The 18,587-nt window shown below is 70.5% G+C and carries 17 protein-coding genes; 14 read left to right on the top strand and 3 right to left on the bottom strand.

The features are described 5' to 3' along the window. Window positions 1-185 precede the first annotated feature (185 nt). The 6 genes from AB0E78_RS14205 to AB0E78_RS14180 all read left to right on the top strand — a co-directional run bounded on the left by AB0E78_RS14205 (window position 186) and on the right by AB0E78_RS14180 (window position 5,666). A complete protein-coding gene (locus AB0E78_RS14205; RefSeq protein WP_361831892.1) occupies window positions 186-1,022 on the top strand; it encodes a response regulator transcription factor in 837 nt (278 codons plus the stop codon). A gap of 23 nt (window positions 1,023-1,045) precedes the next feature. Beyond that, the gene (locus AB0E78_RS14200) at window positions 1,046-2,068 is read left to right on the top strand and encodes a LacI family DNA-binding transcriptional regulator (RefSeq protein ID WP_361831890.1); all 1,023 of its coding nucleotides are present in this window, start codon (window positions 1,046-1,048) and stop codon (window positions 2,066-2,068) included. 105 nt (window positions 2,069-2,173) lie between these two features. After that, on the top strand, window positions 2,174-3,196 hold the full coding sequence (locus AB0E78_RS14195) for a trypsin-like peptidase domain-containing protein (RefSeq protein WP_361831888.1): 1,023 nt from the start codon (window positions 2,174-2,176) through the stop codon (window positions 3,194-3,196). 35 nt (window positions 3,197-3,231) lie between these two features. Continuing rightward, the gene (locus tag AB0E78_RS14190) at window positions 3,232-3,456 is read left to right on the top strand and encodes a hypothetical protein (RefSeq protein ID WP_361831886.1); all 225 of its coding nucleotides are present in this window, start codon (window positions 3,232-3,234) and stop codon (window positions 3,454-3,456) included. 66 nt (window positions 3,457-3,522) lie between these two features. Continuing rightward, the gene (locus AB0E78_RS14185) at window positions 3,523-4,260 is read left to right on the top strand and encodes a response regulator transcription factor (RefSeq protein WP_361831884.1); all 738 of its coding nucleotides are present in this window, start codon (window positions 3,523-3,525) and stop codon (window positions 4,258-4,260) included. Between the two features lie 26 nt (window positions 4,261-4,286). Then, window positions 4,287-5,666, top strand: a complete 1,380-nt coding sequence (locus tag AB0E78_RS14180; protein ID WP_361831882.1) for a HAMP domain-containing sensor histidine kinase — start codon at window positions 4,287-4,289, stop codon at window positions 5,664-5,666. Between the two features lie 17 nt (window positions 5,667-5,683). Here the strand turns inward: AB0E78_RS14180 and AB0E78_RS14175 are convergent, their stop codons facing one another. Both AB0E78_RS14175 and AB0E78_RS14170 read right to left on the bottom strand, forming a co-directional pair. Continuing rightward, the gene (locus tag AB0E78_RS14175; protein ID WP_361831880.1) at window positions 5,684-7,012 is read right to left on the bottom strand and encodes a DUF2993 domain-containing protein; all 1,329 of its coding nucleotides are present in this window, start codon (window positions 7,010-7,012) and stop codon (window positions 5,684-5,686) included. 97 nt (window positions 7,013-7,109) lie between these two features. Then, window positions 7,110-8,939 (bottom strand): bifunctional metallophosphatase/5'-nucleotidase, encoded by a 1,830-nt coding sequence (locus tag AB0E78_RS14170; protein ID WP_361831878.1) that lies wholly within the window; start codon window positions 8,937-8,939, stop codon window positions 7,110-7,112. A 280-nt stretch (window positions 8,940-9,219) separates the two neighbouring features. Between AB0E78_RS14170 and mshD the strand changes: the two genes are divergently transcribed. Next, window positions 9,220-10,143, top strand: a complete 924-nt coding sequence (gene mshD / locus AB0E78_RS14165; RefSeq protein ID WP_361831876.1) for a mycothiol synthase — start codon at window positions 9,220-9,222, stop codon at window positions 10,141-10,143. 87 nt (window positions 10,144-10,230) lie between these two features. Here the strand turns inward: mshD and AB0E78_RS14160 are convergent, their stop codons facing one another. Next, a complete protein-coding gene (locus AB0E78_RS14160; protein WP_361831874.1) occupies window positions 10,231-10,767 on the bottom strand; it encodes a hypothetical protein in 537 nt (178 codons plus the stop codon). Window positions 10,768-10,912: 145 nt separating this feature from the next. On the opposite strand from AB0E78_RS14160, the gene AB0E78_RS14155 reads away from it, so the two are divergent. The 7 genes from AB0E78_RS14155 (at window position 10,913) to pstS (ending at window position 18,534) form a co-directional block, all read left to right on the top strand. Continuing rightward, the gene (locus AB0E78_RS14155) at window positions 10,913-11,302 is read left to right on the top strand and encodes a GntR family transcriptional regulator (protein WP_361831872.1); all 390 of its coding nucleotides are present in this window, start codon (window positions 10,913-10,915) and stop codon (window positions 11,300-11,302) included. After that, window positions 11,299-12,198 (top strand): ABC transporter ATP-binding protein, encoded by a 900-nt coding sequence (locus AB0E78_RS14150; protein ID WP_361831870.1) that lies wholly within the window; start codon window positions 11,299-11,301, stop codon window positions 12,196-12,198. The genes AB0E78_RS14155 and AB0E78_RS14150 overlap by 4 nt, the downstream gene beginning before the upstream one ends. Beyond that, the gene (locus AB0E78_RS14145) at window positions 12,195-13,166 is read left to right on the top strand and encodes an ABC transporter permease (RefSeq protein ID WP_361831868.1); all 972 of its coding nucleotides are present in this window, start codon (window positions 12,195-12,197) and stop codon (window positions 13,164-13,166) included. The genes AB0E78_RS14150 and AB0E78_RS14145 overlap by 4 nt, the downstream gene beginning before the upstream one ends. A 212-nt stretch (window positions 13,167-13,378) precedes the next feature. Further along, the gene (locus tag AB0E78_RS14140) at window positions 13,379-15,679 is read left to right on the top strand and encodes an RNA degradosome polyphosphate kinase (RefSeq protein WP_361831866.1); all 2,301 of its coding nucleotides are present in this window, start codon (window positions 13,379-13,381) and stop codon (window positions 15,677-15,679) included. Continuing rightward, entirely contained in the window at window positions 15,660-16,766 is a 1,107-nt protein-coding gene (locus AB0E78_RS14135; RefSeq protein ID WP_361831864.1) for a CHAD domain-containing protein, read from the top strand. The genes AB0E78_RS14140 and AB0E78_RS14135 overlap by 20 nt, the downstream gene beginning before the upstream one ends. Next, a complete protein-coding gene (locus AB0E78_RS14130) occupies window positions 16,763-17,185 on the top strand; it encodes an NUDIX hydrolase (protein ID WP_361831862.1) in 423 nt (140 codons plus the stop codon). The genes AB0E78_RS14135 and AB0E78_RS14130 overlap by 4 nt, the downstream gene beginning before the upstream one ends. A 218-nt stretch (window positions 17,186-17,403) precedes the next feature. After that, on the top strand, window positions 17,404-18,534 hold the full coding sequence (gene pstS, locus AB0E78_RS14125; RefSeq protein ID WP_361831861.1) for a phosphate ABC transporter substrate-binding protein PstS: 1,131 nt from the start codon (window positions 17,404-17,406) through the stop codon (window positions 18,532-18,534). The last annotated feature ends 53 nt before the right edge of the window (window positions 18,535-18,587 follow it).

The following is an 18,587-nucleotide window of genomic DNA, read 5'->3' as shown; positions in this document are numbered from 1 at the left end:
TCGGTCGTCACGAAGCCGCGGAAACCGCACGTGGAGAGCCCAGGGCGCGGGCTCCCCGACTCAGTGATCAGCAGTACCAGTACGAAGCAGTGCCGTAAACGTCCTCGCAGGGACCGAGGAGGAACCGACGTTATGGGCGAGCGAAACGTGCACGACCGTAGGACGACCCAGGCAGGTGGGCGGCGATGAGTTCTCTGCTGCTCCTCACCAATGCTCTTCAGCCGTCGACGGAGGTGCTCCCCGCTCTCGGCCTGCTGCTGCACAACGTGCGGGTGGCCCCCGCCGAAGGCCCGGCCCTCGTCGACACCCCTGGTGCCGACGTCATTCTGATCGACGGCCGCCGTGACCTCCCACAGGTCCGCAGCCTCTGCCAGCTCCTTCGCTCCACGGGGCCCGGCTGTCCGCTCGTGCTCGTCGTCACGGAGGGCGGCCTCGCGGCCGTCACCGCCGACTGGGGCATCGACGACGTACTTCTCGACACCGCGGGCCCGGCCGAGGTCGAGGCGCGGCTCCGGCTCGCGATGGGCCGCCAGCAGATCACCTCCGACGACTCCCCCATGGAGATCCGCAACGGCGATCTCTCCGTGGACGAGGCGACGTACAGCGCGAAGCTGAAGGGCCGGGTCCTGGACCTGACCTTCAAGGAGTTCGAACTGATCAAGTACCTGGCACAGCACCCCGGGCGTGTCTTCACGCGGGCCCAGCTGCTCCAGGAGGTCTGGGGCTACGACTACTTCGGCGGCACACGCACGGTCGACGTCCACGTACGGCGGCTGCGCGCGAAGCTCGGCGTCGAGCACGAGTCGCTGATCGGCACCGTCCGCAATGTCGGCTATCGCTTCGTGACCCCTGAAAAGGTCGAACGCGCGGCCGACGAAGCGAAGGCCAAGGCGGCGACTCCGCCCGCCGAAGGCGAGCACCGGGCGATCCCGACGCGGCAGCCGGCACCCGCCGCGCCCGCGCCGGAGTCCGCCCCGGACTCCGCACCGAAGGAAGCTGCCGTACGCCCTGCCCAGCGGTAGTTCCATCCGCGTAGACTCCGCGCGTGGCCAAGGTGACTCGGGATGACGTGGCGCGACTTGCGGGTACTTCCACCGCCGTCGTCAGCTATGTCATCAACAACGGACCCCGGCCGGTTGCCCCGGCCACGCGCGAGCGTGTACTCGCCGCGATCAAAGAGCTGGGGTACCGGCCCGACCGGGTCGCCCAGGCCATGGCGTCGCGGCGGACCGACCTCATAGGCATGATCGTGCCCGACGCGCGCCAGCCGTTCTTCGCGGAGATGACGCACGCCGTGGAACAGGCGGCCTCCGAGCGCGGAAAGATGGTGCTCGTCGGCAACACGGACTACGTGGACGAGCGCGAGGCCCACTATCTGCGGGCCTTCCTCGGCATGCGGGTCTCCGGGCTCATCCTCGTCAGCCACGGTCTGACGGATTCGGCCGCCGCCGAGATCGACGCGTGGGACGCGCGGGTCGTGCTGCTTCACGAGCGGCCCGAGGCGATCGACGACGTCGCCGTCGTCACGGACGACCTCGGCGGCGCGCAGCTCGCCACCCGGCACCTCCTCGAACACGGCCATGAGTACGTGGCGTGCGTCGGCGGCACCGCCGAGACCCCGACCGTCGGCGACCCCGTCTCCGATCACGTCGAGGGCTGGCGGCGGGCCATGCAGGAGGCCGGGCGCTCGGTGGAGGGGCGGCTCTTCGAAGCCCCGTACAACCGCTATGACGCGTATCAGATGGCGCTTGAGCTGCTGGCGAGGCCGAATCGACCGACGGCGATCTTCTGCTCCACCGATGACCAGGCGATCGGCATCCTCCGGGCCGCGCGAGAGCTGCGGATCGATGTGCCGGACCAGCTCGCCGTCGCCGGCTTCGACGACGTGAAGGAGGCGGGTCTGACGGATCCGCCGCTGACGACGGTGGCATCGGACCGGCCCGCCATGGCGCGGGCGGCGGTCGATCTCGTCCTGGACGACGGCCTCCGGGTCGCCGGTTCGCGCCGGGAGCGGCTGAAGCTGTTCCCGTCCCGCCTCGTGGTCCGGCAGTCCTGCGGCTGCAGCTGAAGTACCGCCCCCTCGGGCAGGCTTTATATGGGGCATACGAGGTTCTACCGGTGTTCTCAGGGCGTACTCAGCCGCCTCTCATGAACGCCGAGCAGCCTAGAACCCATGACCGAGACCTTCCGCCACAGCGGCGAGTACCCCCAGCAGCAGTCGTCAGCGCCTGTGCACCATGGCGGTACGCAGGGCGCGTACCCGCCCCCGCCCGCTTTCGCACCGGAAGAGCCGCCGAGGCCTCCGCGCCGGCGGGCCAAGGGCCCCCTCGCTCTCCTCGCCGCCGTGGCCATCGCGGCGGCGGCCGTCGGCGGCGGCACCGCGTACGCCTTCCAGGAGCTGACCGGCAAGGACGGCACGTCGAGCAGCGCCCCCCAGACGAACGTCGTGCCCACCAGCAAGAAGGGCACCGTCTCCGGCGTCGCCGAGGCGGTCAGCCCCAGCATCGTGGAGATCAGCGCGAAGTCCAGCGCCGGTGAGGCCACCGGCTCCGGCGTGATCGTCACGGAGGACGGCGAGATCGTCACCAACAACCACGTGATCTCCGGCGCCTCCTCCGTCAAGGTGAAGACGAACGACGGCAAGACGTACACCGCCAAGGTCGTCGGCACCGACAGCAAGAAGGACCTGGCGCTGATCAAGCTCCAGGGCGCCTCCGGGCTGAAGCCCGCGAGCCTCGGCAACTCCGACAACGTGAAGATCGGCGACGACGTCGTGGCGATCGGCTCCCCCGAGGGCCTGACCGGCACCGTCACCAGCGGCATCGTCTCCGCCCTCGACCGCGACGTCACCGTCTCGACGGACGAGGACCAGGGCCAGCAGCAACAGCAGCAGGGCGGCGGCAACTGGCCCTTCGAGTACGGCGGCGAGCAGTTCAACGGCGACACCGGGTCGTCGAAGACCACGTACAAGGCCCTGCAGACCGACGCCTCGCTCAACCCCGGGAACTCCGGCGGCGCGCTCATCGACATGAACGGCAACATCATCGGCATCAACTCCGCGATGTACTCGCCCAGTTCATCGTCGCAGAGCGGCGCCCAGGCGAGCTCGTCCGGCAGCGTCGGCCTCGGTTTCGCCATACCGATCAACACGGTCAAGGCCGACCTCGACACGCTGCGGGCCGGCTCGACCAACTGACCCCGCCCCCTCCCCCGGAGCACCTGGAGGCCGCCATGCCCGGACCCCTGATCACCGTCAACCGCGCCCGGCACGCGCTCGCCGTCACCATCGGCTGGGGCAGCCCGCCCGACACCGATCCGGCGGGGCTCGGCCTCCCCCTCGCCGTGGCCGGGGAACTGCACGGTGCCACCGCGGCCCGCGCCCCCGAAGTGGCCACGGCCCAGGCAGCGTCCCGGCCCGCCGCACGCCGCAAGCCCCGCGCCCGCGTGCGAGGCTGATACCGGCCCCGTCCGGCCCGCACTCCGACGCGCGACCGGACCCGTACTCGAGGAAGTCACAAGCCGATGAGCCCCGCCGAAGGCGAGCAGCAGCAGCGCATCCTGATCGTCGACGACGAGCCCGCCGTGCGGGAGGCGCTGCAGCGCAGTCTCGCCTTCGAGGGGTACGGCACGGAGGTCGCCGTCGACGGCGCCGACGCCCTGGAGAAGGCCGCCGCCTACCGCCCCGACCTGGTCGTGCTCGACATCCAGATGCCCCGCATGGACGGCCTCACCGCCGCCCGCCGGCTCCGCGCGACGGGCTCCCTGACGCCCATCCTGATGCTCACCGCGCGGGACACGGTCGGCGACCGCGTCACGGGCCTGGACGCGGGCGCCGACGACTACCTGGTCAAGCCGTTCGAGCTGGACGAACTCTTCGCCCGCATCAGGGCTTTGCTGCGCCGCAGTTCGTACGCCGCCGGGGCGGGCCGGGCCGAGGAGGGCGACACGCTCGCCTTCGCCGACCTGCGGATGGACCTCGCGACGCGCGAGGTCACCCGGGGAGCGCGCACGGTGGAGCTCACCCGCACGGAGTTCACCCTCCTGGAGATGTTCCTCGCGCACCCGCGCCAGGTCCTCACGCGGGAGCAGATCCTGAAGGCGGTCTGGGGCTTCGACTTCGAGCCGTCCTCCAACTCCCTGGACGTGTACGTGATGTACCTGCGCCGCAAGACGGAGGCAGGGGGCGAGCCTCGCCTCGTACATACGGTGCGGGGGGTCGGCTATGTGCTGCGGCCCGGTTCGGGCGGGGGCGGCGAGTGAAGAGGCTGATCCTCCGGTACCGGGACATGCCGCTCCGCTCGCGCCTGGCGTTGCTCGTGACCTGCGCGGTGGCCCTGGCCGTGGCCGCCGTCGCGGTCTCGTGCTGGCTCCTGACCCGCGCACAGCTGCGGGACCAGATGGACGACTCGCTGCGCAGCCTCAACGTAGGCCGCGGCTACCTCCTGGAGACGACGGCCAACTGCCGTGACACGGGCACCTCCCCGAACGGCGAGACGGCCCCCGGCACCACCACCGTCTTCGTGCAGGTGATCGACCCGGACGGCACGCGCTGCGTGGGGCGTGGCTCCACACCCGTGGTGGTCACCGAGTCGGACCTGCAAGTGGCGCGGCACGCCCGCACCCCCACCCTGCGCGACGGCAGGACCGAGAGCGGCGCGTCGGTGCGCGTGCTGACGCAGTTGGACCCGGACACCGGTCTGGCCGTGTCCCTGTCCCGGCCCCTCTCCGAGATCGACACCCCCCTGAACAAGCTCGCCCTGCTGCTCGCCGCGGTGGCGGGGGTCGGCGTCATCGGAGCCGGCGCCGCCGGCCTCTGGGTGGCCCGCACCGGGCTTCGCCCGGTCGACGAGCTGACCGCTGCCGTCGAGCACGTGGCCCGCACCGAGGACCTCGACCTCCGCATCCCCGCCGAGGGCGACGACGAGATCGCCAGGCTCTCCCGCTCCTTCAACTCCATGACCGCCTCGCTCGCCTCGTCCCGCGACCTCCAGCAGCAGCTCATCGCCGACGCGGGCCACGAGCTGCGCACCCCCCTCACCTCACTGCGCACGAACATCGAGCTGCTCGCCCGCAGCGAGGAGACCGGACGCGCCATCCCGCCGGACGACCGCAAGGCCCTGCTCGCCTCCGTCACCGCGCAGATGACCGAACTGGCCGCGCTGATCGGCGACTTGCAGGAGCTGTCCCGCACGGACACCGAGCAGGGCGGAAAGGTGCAGGTCGTCCCCCTGCACGACATCGTGGACGCCGCCCTGGAGCGCGCACGCCTGCGCGGGCCCGAGCTGACCTTCGAGGCGGACCTCGCCCCCTGGTTCGTACGCGCCGAGCCCCCGGCCCTGGAGCGGGCCATCGTGAACATCCTGGACAACGCGGTGAAGTTCGGGCCACCCGGCTCCACCGTCGAGGTGGCCCTGAAGGACGGCGCGCTGACCGTCCGCGATCACGGCCCCGGCATCCCCACCGAGGAACTCCCGCACGTCTTCGACCGCTTCTGGCGTTCCCCGTCGGCCCGCAGTCTCCCCGGATCGGGCCTCGGCCTGTCCATCGTGGCCCGCACCGTGCACCAGGCGGGCGGCGAGGTGGCGCTCCGGCCCGCCGAGGGCGGCGGAACCGTGGCGACGGTCCGCCTGCCGGGAGCGCCGACCCCGCCCCCCGCCGCCGCGTAGCCCCTACGGGTGGACCGCTACTTGCCGATCCCCAGCCCCGTACCGCTGAGCCGCACCCGGATCCCGTCCTTCTGCACGCTCACGTCCTGCAGCCAGACGTTCCCCTTGCCCGGCAGCTTCGGCAGCTGGAAGGCGAGCGTGAGGCGGTCGGCGAGGACGGGGCGGGTGAGCTGCGAGAGGCCCTTGAGCAGCGCCGGGTCGAGGCCCAGCTTCTTCAGGAGCTCGGGGTGGCCCATCGCGACGTCGATGAGGTTCAGGCCCATCACGTCGTTGATGAAGCGCGGCGAACCGACGAGGTCGTGCAGCTTGCTGTCGCTCTTCAGGGCGCCGCTGATCACGGAGTCCGGGACGTTGAGCCGCTCGACGATCGACGGCACGGAGAGCAGCGCCTTCGCCTTGGCGGTCTCCTCGGCGAGACGGTCCGCGGAGTCCTTGCTGAGGTGCAGGCCCTCGGACTCGCGGGTGCCGGGCCGGTAGGTCGCCAGGTCGCCGATCTGCAGGCTCATCTTGCCGATGTCGGTGGAGATGCCGCGGTCGCCGTTGCGCTCGATGCGGGCGTCGGCGCGCAGCTTCAGGTCGTGGCCCGCGACGGGCAGCGTGCCGCGCGCGAGGACCTGGTCGTGGCCGTGGCCGCTGAACGTGACCTGGGACGCGCCCAGTTCACGGTTCAGGTCGTCGAAGGAGAGCAGCACCTCGCCCTCCATCTCACGGATGAGGGCGCCCTTGATGTCGGTGGGACCGTCGCCGGTGATCGTCACGTCCGTGGCGGTGGCGGAGACCTGGGCGAGCGAGATCCGGTCGGCGGCGACGTCCGGGACGGTGACCTTGACCTTGTCCACGCGCTGGTCGAGGACCTGGGTCAGGAAGGGGAAGCCCTCGATGTCGACCTCGGGAGCGGCGCTCAGGTGCATGGAGTCCTTGAGCTTCTCCGCGGCCTCGTGCTCGGCGTAGAGCAGGGCCCAGCGGTCACCGAGCGCGAGGAAGGCGGCGAGGACGACGAGGGCGACGACGGCCTTCGCGGCGAGCGGGAGCCCGGCGAACCGGTTGCGGCGGCGGCTGCGGCTGCCGCCGCGGCCCCGGCTGCCGCGTCGGTGGTTCGGGGGCTGCCACGGGGCGTCCGACTTGTCGGCTTCGCCGGCTTCGTCACCGTCACTCGTGTCGTGGAGGAACTCTTCCAGCGGGTTCGGGGCGAGGGCGCCGAGCTCGTCGTACGGATTGAGCGGCGCGGTGGTCTCTACCGCCTCGCGAGCTGCTTCTGGGGGAACCGATTCGGCGTGCCAACCATCAGACGGATAGGCCTGGTTGTGATCGGGCGGAAGCGTGGCTATGCGGTGGGGGGAACGCATCAGCTGATTTCACCATACGTTCACACCCCACCCCAAGCCTTGCGCCCGGTAACCACCGATTTCAGCCGCCTTCTGAGCGCGACTGTTAACGCGTCATTCACTTCACGATGGTGATCCTGTCCGCCTTCGGCGGCGCGATCGGCTTGTCCGCCGAGGAGTTGGCGGTCAGGTACTCGTTGAACGCCTTCAGGTCATCGCTGCCGACCAGCGGCTTCGTGCCCTTGCCGAGCTCGGCGAAGCCGTCGCCGCCGCCCGCGAGGAAGGAGTTCATGGCCACACGGTACGTGGCGTTCGGGTCGAGTGCCTTGCCGTCCAGCTTGATCGAGTCGGTGACGACGCGGTCAGCTCCGGACTTCGTCATGTCGAGCGTGTACGTCAGGCCGTCCGAGATCTGCAGGATCTTCGGAGATGCCGCGTTCGACCCGCTCACCTGCTGCTTCAGCCCGGTGATCACCTGCGCGCCGGTCAGATCGACGAGATTGACCGTGTTGCTGAACGGCTGGACGGTGAAGCCCTCGCCGTACGTCACCGTCCCGTCACCCTCGCTGCCGCTCGCCTTGTGGACGAGGTCGGAGCGGATGCCGCCGGGGTTCATCAGCGCCAGATCCGTCTCCGGGTCGAGCGCCTTGCCGTGCGCGAGCTGCGCGTCCGCGATCAGGTCGCCGAGCGGCGCCTCGGGGGTGGTGGCGCCACGGCCCGGGATGTCGCCGGAGATGAACCCGACGGGCTGGTTGGCGACCGGCGCGGCCAGCTTGTCCCAGCGCGCGATGAGCGAGGTCATGTCGGGGGCCTTCGCCTGCTCCCGGCTGACGACGTGGTTGGCCGACTTCGCCGACTTCACTGACGTACGGACGATGTCCTTCGTCCTGCGGTCGTACGTGAGCGTCGTGTCCGTGTAGAGCTTCCCGAAGGACGAGGCCGACGTGACCATGCGGGCCTTGCCCGACGGGTCGGGGATGCTGCACACGTACGCGGCGTGCGTGTGCCCGGTGACCAGGGCGTCGACCTTGGGCGTGATGCCCTTGGCGATGGTGGTGATCGGGCCGGAGATGCCGTCGCCCGCGCCCGGGGAGTCACAGTTGTAGTTGTACGCCTGCGACGCGGGGGCGCCGCCCTCGTGGATGAGCGTGACGATCGACTTCACGCCCTGCTTGTCGAGGATCTTGGCGTACTTGTTGACCGTCTCGATCTCGTCGTGGAACTTGAGCCCCTTGACACCGTCCGCCGAGACGATGTCCGGCGTCCCCTCCAGCGTCACGCCGATGAAGCCGACCTTGACGCCCTTGTGCTTCCACACCCAGTACGGCTCGAGGATGGGCTTGTCCGTCTTCTCGTCGGTCACGTTCGCCGCGAGGTAGGGGTAGTCGGCCCCCTTGAACTTCTTGCCCTTCTCGAAGCAGCCGTCCTTGGGGTGACAGCCGCCCTTCTGCATGCGGGCCAGCTCCTTGGCCCCCTCGTCGAACTCGTGGTTCCCGACGCTGGTGACGTCGAGGCCCAGCTTGTTCATGGCCTCGACGGTCGGCTCGTCGTGGAAGAGGCCCGACAGGAGCGGGCTCGCGCCGATGAGGTCACCGGCCGCGGCCGTGACGCTGTACGGCTTCCCCTTGCGGGCCGTACGGAGCGACGTGGCGAGGTACTCGGCACCGCCCGCGTCGATCTTCTTCTCGGACCCGTCGGGCTGCTTCTCCGTCACCTGGCCCGACGATCCCGCCGGCGGCTGGAGATTGCCGTGGAAGTCGTTGAAGGACAGCAGCTGCACGTCGACGGTCCGCTTCTTGCCCGCCGCGCTCGCCCCTCCCGCCGTGTCCTGCCCGGCACTCGCGGGCAGCGCGGCGGCCAGCGCACCGATCGTGGCGAGACCGGCCGCGGCGGCGAGCACGCGGGTGGCGCGGCGTCTGGTCCGACGCGGCTGAGGTGTGGCTGGCACGGATCCCCCTGGGAGAGGTATGGGACGACTGAGGGCGTGAAACTCCGCGCAGCCTAAGGTCAACGCGCGTAGCGCGACAGGGGGTTACGGGTTACGAGGTGGTTGCCGCCAGGGGCGTTGCGGATACTTCGGACAAGCGTGACAGTGCGGAGAGACGCGTAGAGAGACGTAGAGGGACGCGGGATGCAGGTGTGCGCGCACGCCGTCGTGCCCTGGCCCGCGGTCCGCGAGTACGCCCGTGATCTGCTGCTCGACCGGTCGTCGCCGTACCCTCGACTCCATGACTGACGAGCAGCAGCCTCCCGCCACCCTGCGGCAGATCGACACGGTCGCCACCCTCACCTCCGACCAGGCCGACGCCGTGCTCGGGCTCATCGCGGAAGCGGCCCGCGCGGACGGCCAGCAGGCCGTGTCCGAGCAGGGGCGGCTCCAGCTGCGGGGCGGGGCACGGGCAGGGGTGCGGCATCTGCTGCTCGGCCTCGGCGACGAGCTCGTCGGGTACGCGCAGCTGGAGGACACCGACCCCATCGAGGCGCCCGCCGCCGAGCTGGTCGTGCATCCGGCGCACCGTGGCCGCGGGCACGGCAGGGCGCTCGGCACCGCGCTGCTCGCCGAGTCCGGCCGGCGGCTGCGGATCTGGGCGCACGGCGGTCACTCGGCGGCTCGCCACCTCGCGCAGGTGCTGGGGCTCACCCTCTTCCGTGAACTGCGGCAGATGCGGCGCTCGTTGGCGGACCTGGACCTGCCCGAGCCGGTGCTCCCGCCGGGCGTCTCCGTACGTGCCTTCGTCCCCGGCCAGGACGACGCGGCCTGGCTCGCGGTGAACGCCGACGCCTTCGCCCACCACCCCGAGCAGGGCTCCCTCACCCAGCGCGACCTGGACGACCGCAAGGCCGAGCCGTGGTTCGACCCGGCGGGCTTCTTCCTGGCCGAGAAGGACGGCGAGCTGGTCGGCTTCCACTGGACCAAGGTGCACGCGGACGAGGGCCTCGGCGAGGTGTACGTCCTGGGGGTGCGGTCCGGCGCGCAGGGCGGCGGCCTCGGCAAGGCGCTCACGACCATCGGCCTGAACCACCTGGCGGGTGCGGGCCTGCCGACCGCGATGCTGTACGTGGACGCGGACAACAAGGCGGCGGTGAGCGTCTACGAACGGCTCGGGTTCGTCACGCACGAGACGGATCTGATGTACCGGACGGAGTCCTGACCGACGTACGGAAGAGAGGAAGGGCGCGGTGTTCCCCGGGGGAACACCGCGCCCTTCCTGTCTGACCTGCTGTCCGGGCCCTCTCGCCTACTTCGGCTCGATCGGCTCCAGGCACATGCTGTACTGCACCCGCCCGCGCCGGGTCTGCTCGTAGCGGGACTGGCCGGGCCGGCACTCGGTTTCGTGCTTGCTCGCCACCTTGTACTCGGCCGTCGCGCCGGAGCAGTCGACGACCTCCATGTCCGGGCTCCCGCTCGACCCCTTGTTCTGTACGCAGTCGCCGACCTCGGCGGCCGTCGGCGCCTTGGCGGCCTCGCTGCCGGGGCCCGTGGTGTTGCCGCGGCTGGAGTACCACCAGACGCCCGCGATGACACCGGCGATGAGCAGGACCACCACCTTCATCAGCGGTGACTGCCGGTTGAAGGAGCCACCGCCACCGCCGCGCGGGCGCTGAGGCTGAGGCTGAGGCGAGTGGGGCTGCTGGGGCTGAGGCGGTGCGAACTGCTGCTGCCCGTAGGGCTGTTGCCCATACGGCTGTCCGTACGGCTGCTGCTGCCCGTACGGCTGCTGCTGTCCGTACGGCTGCTGAGGCTGTTGGTAGCCGCCCTGGGGCGGCGGAGGCATGGACAAGGTAAGTCCCCCGACTTTCCATACATGTTCACGTCAATGCTGAGCGGCAGACGTTACAAGATCGGCCACCCCCTTGACGGCACCGACCCCCTTGCACCACCCTTTCACTACTCAATTAGTGAAAGGGTGGTGCAAAGGCATGGTCGAGTTCCGTATCGACCGGCGCAGCGGCGTCGCCACCTACCTCCAGATCGTCCAGCAGACGCAACAGGCGCTGCGCCTGGGCCTGTTGGAGCCGGGCGACAAGCTGCCCACGGCCCGTGAGGTCGTCGAGGCGACGGCCATCAACCCGAACACGGTCCTGAAGGCCTATCGCGAGCTGGAACGCGAGGGCCTGGTCGAGGCCCGCCGCGGGCTCGGCACCTTCGTGCGGAAGTCATTGGGCTCGACGCCCGCCGACTCCCCGCTGCGGGGGGAGTTGAGCCGGTGGGCGGCCCGTGCCCGCGCATCCGGTCTGGAGAGGGACGACGTGGCGGCGCTGTTCAGCGCCGTACTCGAGGAACAGTTCACCAAGGGGGACCACGCATGACCGACACCGCCATCGAGGCGGCCTCGCTCGCCAAGAGTTACGGGCGGCGGGGCCACGCCCTGCGCGACTGTTCCTTCCGGCTGCCCGCCGGGCGGATCTGCGCGGTCGTGGGGCCCAACGGCGCGGGCAAGTCGACGCTGCTGGCCCTCGCGGCCGGACTGATGCGGCCCGGCGGGGGCTCGCTCACCGTGCTCGGCACCCACCCGGCCGCCGCGCGCGAACGCCTCGCGTACGTCGCCCAGGACAAGCCGCTCTATCCGCAGCTCAGCATCGCCGACACGCTGCGGCTCGGCGCCGAGCTGAACCCCGGGCGCTGGGACGCCGCGCTCGCCGAACGCGTCGTACGGGAAGGAGGGTTGGACCCGAAGGCACGGGTGCGCACGCTCTCCGGAGGTCAGCGCACCCGGGTGGCACTCGCCCTCGCGCTCGGCACGCGGGCCGAACTCCTGCTCCTGGACGAGCCGATGGCCGACCTCGACCCGCTCGCCCGGCATCAGCTGATGGGGACGCTGATGGCCGAGGCGGCCGAGCACGGGACCACCGTGGTGATGTCCTCACACATCGTGAGCGAACTGGCCGACGCCTGCGACTACTTGCTGCTCGTTTCCGACGGCCGCGTACGCCTCGGCGGCGGCATCGACGACCTCGTCTCCGCGCACGCACTGGTCACCGGGCGCCGACCCGTCGAGGAGCTCGCCCCGCACACGGTCGTCGAATCCCGCGCCACGGGGCGGGGCCTGACCGCGCTGATACGGCCCGAAGGCCCGGTCGGCGACGGCTGGGAAGTCGAAGAACCTTCCCTGGAGGAACTGTTGCTGGCCCATCTGCGCTCTCCCGACGCACTGGCTTTGCTGACACCGAGCACGGCACCCGCCGAGCGCGAGGTGACGATATGAGCTCCCCTCTGCTGCGCGGGCCGCGCTGGGCCGACGTCCGGGTGCACCGCAGCGCACTGCGCACAGGCCTCGGTCTCGTCGTGCTCGCCGCCGCGCTGACGGGCCTTCTCCGCTGGGCGAACCACGCCTACCCCGAGCCGACCGGCCCCTGCACCTCCGACGGCTCCTGCGAGACGTTCCTCGGCTTCTCCAGCGCCCGGGCACTGCTGTACGAGTTCCTGAAGGACTACTCCCTGGGGATGCTACTGATCCCCGTCCTGATCGGCGCCTTCGTCGCGGGCCCGGTCGTCGCCCGCGAGATGGAGTCGGGCACTCACAAGCTCGCCTGGACGCAGTCGGTGTCGCCCGTTCGCTGGCTGACGTCGAAGCTGACGGTGTTCGCCGTGACGAGCGTGGCGGGCGGGCTCGCGCTGATGGCGGTCTTCTGGGCCGGCCGGTCCGGTATCGGGGCCGTGTGGGACCTGAACTGGGCGGACCGCGGCGTCTACGAGTCCATCGGCCCGGTCCTCGTCGCGTACTGCCTCTTCGCCGTCATGGTCGGCGCACTCGCCGGTCTCCTTGTACGTCGCACGCTGGTGGCGCTGGCCGCCGGGGGCCTCGTCACCGGACTCGTACTGCTGGTCATGGGCAATGTGCGGTGGCATCTGTTCCCGGTGAAGACGCTCTCCGGCCCCGCCTCGGGCACGTCCACGGGCTACACGATGCATGACGTCCCCGTGGACTCCCTCATCATCGACATGGGGGTCCACAACGCCGCCGGCGAACGCTTCGTCGACAGGCAATGCTCGCCGGACCAGATGGCCCACTTCCCCTGCCCCTCCGACACCAAGGTCACCGGCTGGTACGCCGACATCCACCCCCATCCCCACTTCTGGTACGTCCAGTTCATCGAGACCGGCATCATCCTCGTGCTCGCCACGGCGGCGGCGTACGCGGCATTCCTGGTGCTGCGGCGCCGCGCCGCCTGAGTCGCGCAAGGCCCCCGGCCATGTAGACGCCCGGGGGCCTCCCGCACATGTCCCGCACGTCATGTCGCCGTAACCAGTGATTCAGACTGGCTTGCGACCCTCGCTCAATGCAGCCTGCCGTGCCCGACCCTCCCCCCACGAACGGGAAGCTCGTCCTCACCCCGGCACTCTCCGACGCGCCCATCGGGGTCCCCGCGCGGAAGAATGGGGCCATGAGCCAGCCCAGCACGCAAGGTCAGTCCCACCCGTCTCCCACCACCGCCCTCGACGGAGACCCTTCGGGCCACGGCACCATCACACACGCCCAGCCCTCCGTCGGCTCCATCGCCGCGCACCGGCCGCACACACTGTCGGCCGCGGTGTCGGACCTCGACCCCGACATCGACGCGGATCTCGACGCGTACGACGAGGACGGCCAGGTAGGACACGACGGCCAGGAGCTTCCGCAGGGCCGTTTCCTGGACCGGGAGCGCAGCTGGCTCGCCTTCAACGAGCGCGTTCTGGAGCTTGCCGAGGATCCGAACACGCCCCTCCTCGAACGGGCCAATTTCCTGGCGATCTTCGCCTCGAACCTGGACGAGTTCTTCATGGTCCGGGTGGCAGGCCTGAAGCGGCGCATCGCGACGGGCGTCGCCACCCGTTCGGCCTCAGGTCTGCAGCCCCGTGAAGTCCTGGAGCTGATCTGGAACCGTTCGCGCGAGCTCATGGCCCGGCACGCCGCCTGTTACCAGGAGGACGTCGCCCCCGGCCTCGCCGACGAGGGCATCCACCTGGTCCGCTGGAACGAGCTGACGGAGAAGGAGCAGTCCCGCCTCTTCACGCTCTTCCGGCAGCAGATCTTCCCCGTCCTGACCCCCCTCGCGGTCGACCCGGCGCACCCCTTCCCGTACATCTCGGGGCTCTCACTCAACCTCGCCGTGGTCGTCCGCAACCCGGTCTCCGGACACACTCACTTTGCTCGTGTGAAGGTTCCGCCGCTTCTTTCCCGCTTCCTTGAGGCCTCCCCGCAGCGCTACGTCCCCATCGAGGACGTCATCGCCGCTCCCGCGCACCTCGCAGAGCTGTTCCCCGGCATGGAGATCCTGGAGCACCACATGTTCCGGCTCACCCGGAACGAGGATCTTGAGGTCGAGGAGGACGACGCCGAGAACCTCCTCCAGGCCCTGGAGAAGGAGCTCATGCGACGCCGCTTTGGGCCGCCGGTGCGCCTTGAGGTCGAGGAGTCCATCGACCGCAACGTCCTGGACCTCCTCGTACGCGAGCTGAAGATCAGCGAGGCCGAGATCTACCCGCTGCCGGGCCCGCTCGACCTGACCGGGCTCTTCGGCATCGCGTCCCTGGACCGGCCCGAGCTGAAGTACCCGAAGTTCATCGCGGGCACGCACCGCGACCTCGCCGAGGTGGAGTCCGCGTCGGCGCCCGACATCTTCGCCGCCCTTCGCGAACGCGATGTGCTTCTGCACCACCCGTACGACTCGTTCTCCACGTCCGTGCAGGCCTTCCTGGAGCAGGCCGCGGCCGACCCGGACGTCCTCGCGATCAAGCAGACGCTGTACCGGACCTCCGGCGACTCCCCCATAGTCGACGCCCTGATCGACGCCGCCGAGTCGGGCAAGCAGGTGCTCGTCCTGGTCGAGATCAAGGCGCGCTTCGACGAGCAGGCGAACATCAAGTGGGCGCGGAAGCTGGAGGAGGCGGGCTGCCACGTCGTCTACGGCCTGGTCGGCCTGAAAACGCACTGCAAGCTGTCGCTCGTCGTCCGCCAGGAGGGCGACACCCTGGTCCGCTACTCGCACGTCGGCACGGGCAACTACCACCCCAAGACGGCCCGGCTCTACGAGGACCTGGGGCTGCTCACCTCCAAGCAGGAGGTCGGCGCGGACCTGTCCGACCTCTTCAACCGGCTCTCGGGGTACTCGCGGCGGGAGACCTACCGCCGTCTTCTCGTCGCCCCCAAGTCCCTGCGCGACGGGCTCGTCTCGCGCATCGACAAGGAAATCCAGCACCACCGGGCGGGCCGCCCCGCCTACGTGCGCATCAAGGTCAACTCGATGGTCGACGAGGCGGTCGTGGACTCGCTCTACCGCGCCTCGCAGGCGGGCGTGCCGGTCGACGTGTGGGTGCGCGGGATCTGTGCGGTGCGGCCCGGTGTCGCGGGGCTCTCGGAGACGATCCGGGTCCGTTCCGTGCTCGGCCGCTTCCTGGAGCACTCCCGCGTCTTCGCCTTCGGCAACGCGGGCGAGCCGGAGGTGTGGATCGGCAGCGCCGACATGATGCACCGCAACCTCGACCGCCGTATCGAGGCACTGGTCAGGGTCACCGACCCGGCCCACCGGGCGACGCTGAGCCGGCTCCTGGAGACCGGCATGTCGGACACCACCGCCTCCTGGCACCTGGGCGCGGACGGCAACTGGACCCGGCACGCCCTGGATCCGGAGGGCCAGCCCCTGCGGAACGTACAGGAGATGCTCATTGACGCCCGGAGGCGCCGGCGTGGCACAGCTAAACCATGAGACGACGACAGGCGATGTCCTGTCGGCCTATCTGCAGGGCCAGGCCACGGAGTTCCTGCGCTCGCTGCGGCTGCACCGCGAGTCGTCGACGGACGCGCAGGGCGCCGAGGCGTCCCTGGAGGCGGCCCAGGCCCTGCGCCGGGCGGCCCGCCGCATCGGCGGCACCCTGCACACCTTCCGCCCGCTCCTTGACCAGGAGTGGGCGTCAGGACTGCGCCCCGAACTGGCCTGGCTGTCCGGCACGTTGGCCCGGGAGCACGCGTTCGGGGCGCGCCTGGAGCGGCTCCTCGACGCCTTGCACCGCTTGTCGGGCACGCCCACGGTCCCGGCGCCGGCAGCCGTTCCCGCTGCGGGCAGGCGGTCCGCGGGGCGATGGGGGTCCCCCCGCTCGAACGGAGTGGAGAGTGGAGGAGGCTGGGCACAGCCCCCGGCGCCGGGCGCCGATGAACCCGGCGGGACCCCAAGGGGCCTGACGGTGGGCGCGGCCAAGGCGGCAGCGCTCCTGGAGCGCCAGTTGACCCTCGCCCGCACGCGGGCCCACTCCGCCGCCCTCCAGGCCTTCGGCTCCTCCCGCTTCCACGCCGTCGCGGACAACGTCGCCGTACTGGCCAGCGAGGTCCCCCTCAGGAGCAACACCCCGGAGGACCTGAAGCCGCTGGCGGCGCGGGCCGAGGACGACCTCGCCGAAGCCGTCGCCGCGCTCCCCCTGGGCCAGGCGGGCCACCCGTACAACGCGGAAGCGCTGACGCACGGCCTCGCCGCCGACGCCGCGCCCGAGGCGCAGGACGCCCCCTGGCTGAAGACCCGCGCCCTCCTGCGCCTGCACCGGTACGCCCAGGAAGTCCTCACCGCGGGCCCCGGCGCCGACCTCCGCCTCGCGGACGCGGGCCACGCCCTGGACCGCCACCGCGAGGCCGCGGACGCCGCGTCGGCCGCGGCGTCGGCCGCCCGCACCCCCCGCATCGCCCCGGCGACCGCGTACGCCCTCGGCGTCCTGCACGCCGACCAGCGCCACGAGGTGGAAGCGGCCCGCTTCGCGTTCCACCAGGCCTGGCTCCGGGAGGCGGAGGCGGTGAGTACCCGGTGACGCGCCCGGCGGGCGGAGCCGTCCTGGCCGCGGGCTGCGTCCTGTGGCGCCGCTCCCCGTTCGACGGCGAGCTGGAGATCTGCCTGGTCCACCGCCCCAAGTACGACGACTGGTCGCACCCCAAGGGCAAGCTGAAGCGAGCCGAGAGCCCCCTCGACGGCGCCCTGCGCGAGGTCGAGGAGGAGACAGGCCACCGCTGCGCCCCCGGCGCCCGGCTCCCCACGGCCCGCTACCTGGCGCAGGGCCGCCCCAAAGAGGTGAGCTACTGGGCCGCGGAAGCGACCGAAGGCCACTTCACGCCCAACGCCGAAGTGGACCGCATCATCTGGCTGCCGCCCGCCGCGGCCCGCAACCGGCTCACGCAACCCCGTGACCAGCAGCTTGTCGACGCCCTGCTCAGCGTCCTCAACCCGGCGTAACCGATCCACTACGTTCCGTAGCACATTGCCTAACCAGGCCGACCGCCGAGGTTCACCCGCCGTTCACTCATGCCCATGGGCCGCTTCACCTGTCCTGCCTAATTTCAGCCTTACAACACAACGTAGGACCGCAGAACAGAACGACCGCAGTACTGCACGACGAAGACCTCGCACGCCGCCGGCAAAGGGCAGGCGGCTCCCGGAAGGAAGACCCGACAGTGAAGCTTCAGCGCAAGAACCGGCTCCGCGCCCTCTCCCTCGGCGCCATCGCCGTCTCCGGCGCCCTGGCCCTCACGGCGTGCGGCTCCGATGACACGAGCGGCGGCAGCGGTGGCACCGGCAAGGAGACCAACGCCAACGCCAACATCAAGTGCGATGACGCCAAGGGTCAGCTCGCGGCCTCCGGTTCGTCCGCGCAGAAGAACGCGATCGACGCCTGGCGCAAGGTCTACTCGACCACCTGCAAGGACGTTCAGCTGAACTACAACCCGACGGGTTCGGGCGCCGGCATCACCGCGTTCATGCAGGGCCAGACCGCCTTCGCGGGCTCCGACTCGGCGCTCAAGCCCGAGGAGATCGCGGCGTCGAAGAAGGTCTGCAAGAACAGCCAGGCCATCGACCTGCCGATGGTCGGCGGCCCGATCGCCGTCGGTTACAACGTGCCCGGCGTGGACAACCTCGTCCTGGACGCCGAGACCCTCGCCAAGATCTTCGACGGCAAGATCAAGACCTGGGACGACAAGGCGATCAAGAAGCTGAACCCCGACGCCAAGCTCCCCAGCACCAAGATCCAGGCGTTCCACCGCTCGGACGAGTCCGGCACCACGGACAACTTCACCAAGTACCTCAAGGGCGCGGCCCCGTCCGCCTGGGCCCACGAGCCCGGCAAGTCCTGGGTCGCCAAGGGCGGCCAGTCCGCCAACGGCTCCTCCGGTGTCGCGGGCCAGGTCAAGCAGACCGCCGGCGCCATCTCGTACTTCGAGCTCTCGTACGCCTCCGACGGCATCAGCACGGTCGATCTGCAGACCGAGGCCAAGGAGCCGGTGAAGGCCACCGTCGACAACGCCTCCAAGGCCATCTCCGAGGCCAAGGTCGTCGGCAAGGGCAAGGACCTCGCCCTCGAGCTGAACTACAAGCCCACCGCCGAGGGCGCGTACCCGATCACCCTGGTGACGTACGAGGTCCTCTGCGAGAAGGGCAACAAGGCCGAGACCCTGGCCGCCACCAAGTCCTTCCTGACCTACATCGCCAGCGAGGACGGCCAGAACGTCCTCAAGGAGAACGACTACGCGCCGATCCCGGCCGAGATCATCTCCAAGGTCCGCACGACCGTCGCGGGCCTGAGCTAGCTGAACCGAGTGCGGCCGGCCCAGCGAACCAGGGCCGGCCGCACCGTCCGGTG

The organism is Streptomyces sp. NPDC032198 (assembly GCF_040636975.1).
Classification (GTDB): Bacteria; Actinomycetota; Actinomycetes; order Streptomycetales; family Streptomycetaceae; genus Streptomyces.
This window is presented reverse-complemented; position numbering and strand designations above follow the sequence as displayed.

What these genes read in the sequence shown, in the direction of transcription:
- AB0E78_RS14205 (WP_361831892.1), top strand. Translation starts at nt 186, where the DNA reads ATGAGTTCTCTGCTGCTCCTCACCAATGCTCTTCAGCCGTCGACGGAG.
- AB0E78_RS14145 (WP_361831868.1), top strand. Translation starts at nt 12,195, where the DNA reads ATGAGCTCCCCTCTGCTGCGCGGGCCGCGCTGGGCCGACGTCCGGGTG.
- AB0E78_RS14180 (WP_361831882.1), top strand. Translation starts at nt 4,287, where the DNA reads ATGCCGCTCCGCTCGCGCCTGGCGTTGCTCGTGACCTGCGCGGTGGCC.
- AB0E78_RS14190 (WP_361831886.1), top strand. Translation starts at nt 3,232, where the DNA reads ATGCCCGGACCCCTGATCACCGTCAACCGCGCCCGGCACGCGCTCGCC.
- AB0E78_RS14175 (WP_361831880.1), bottom strand. Translation starts at nt 7,012, where the DNA reads ATGCGTTCCCCCCACCGCATAGCCACGCTTCCGCCCGATCACAACCAG.
- mshD (WP_361831876.1), top strand. Translation starts at nt 9,220, where the DNA reads ATGACTGACGAGCAGCAGCCTCCCGCCACCCTGCGGCAGATCGACACG.
- AB0E78_RS14195 (WP_361831888.1), top strand. Translation starts at nt 2,174, where the DNA reads ATGACCGAGACCTTCCGCCACAGCGGCGAGTACCCCCAGCAGCAGTCG.
- AB0E78_RS14155 (WP_361831872.1), top strand. Translation starts at nt 10,913, where the DNA reads ATGGTCGAGTTCCGTATCGACCGGCGCAGCGGCGTCGCCACCTACCTC.
- AB0E78_RS14150 (WP_361831870.1), top strand. Translation starts at nt 11,299, where the DNA reads ATGACCGACACCGCCATCGAGGCGGCCTCGCTCGCCAAGAGTTACGGG.
- AB0E78_RS14160 (WP_361831874.1), bottom strand. Translation starts at nt 10,767, where the DNA reads ATGCCTCCGCCGCCCCAGGGCGGCTACCAACAGCCTCAGCAGCCGTAC.
- AB0E78_RS14185 (WP_361831884.1), top strand. Translation starts at nt 3,523, where the DNA reads ATGAGCCCCGCCGAAGGCGAGCAGCAGCAGCGCATCCTGATCGTCGAC.
- AB0E78_RS14140 (WP_361831866.1), top strand. Translation starts at nt 13,379, where the DNA reads ATGAGCCAGCCCAGCACGCAAGGTCAGTCCCACCCGTCTCCCACCACC.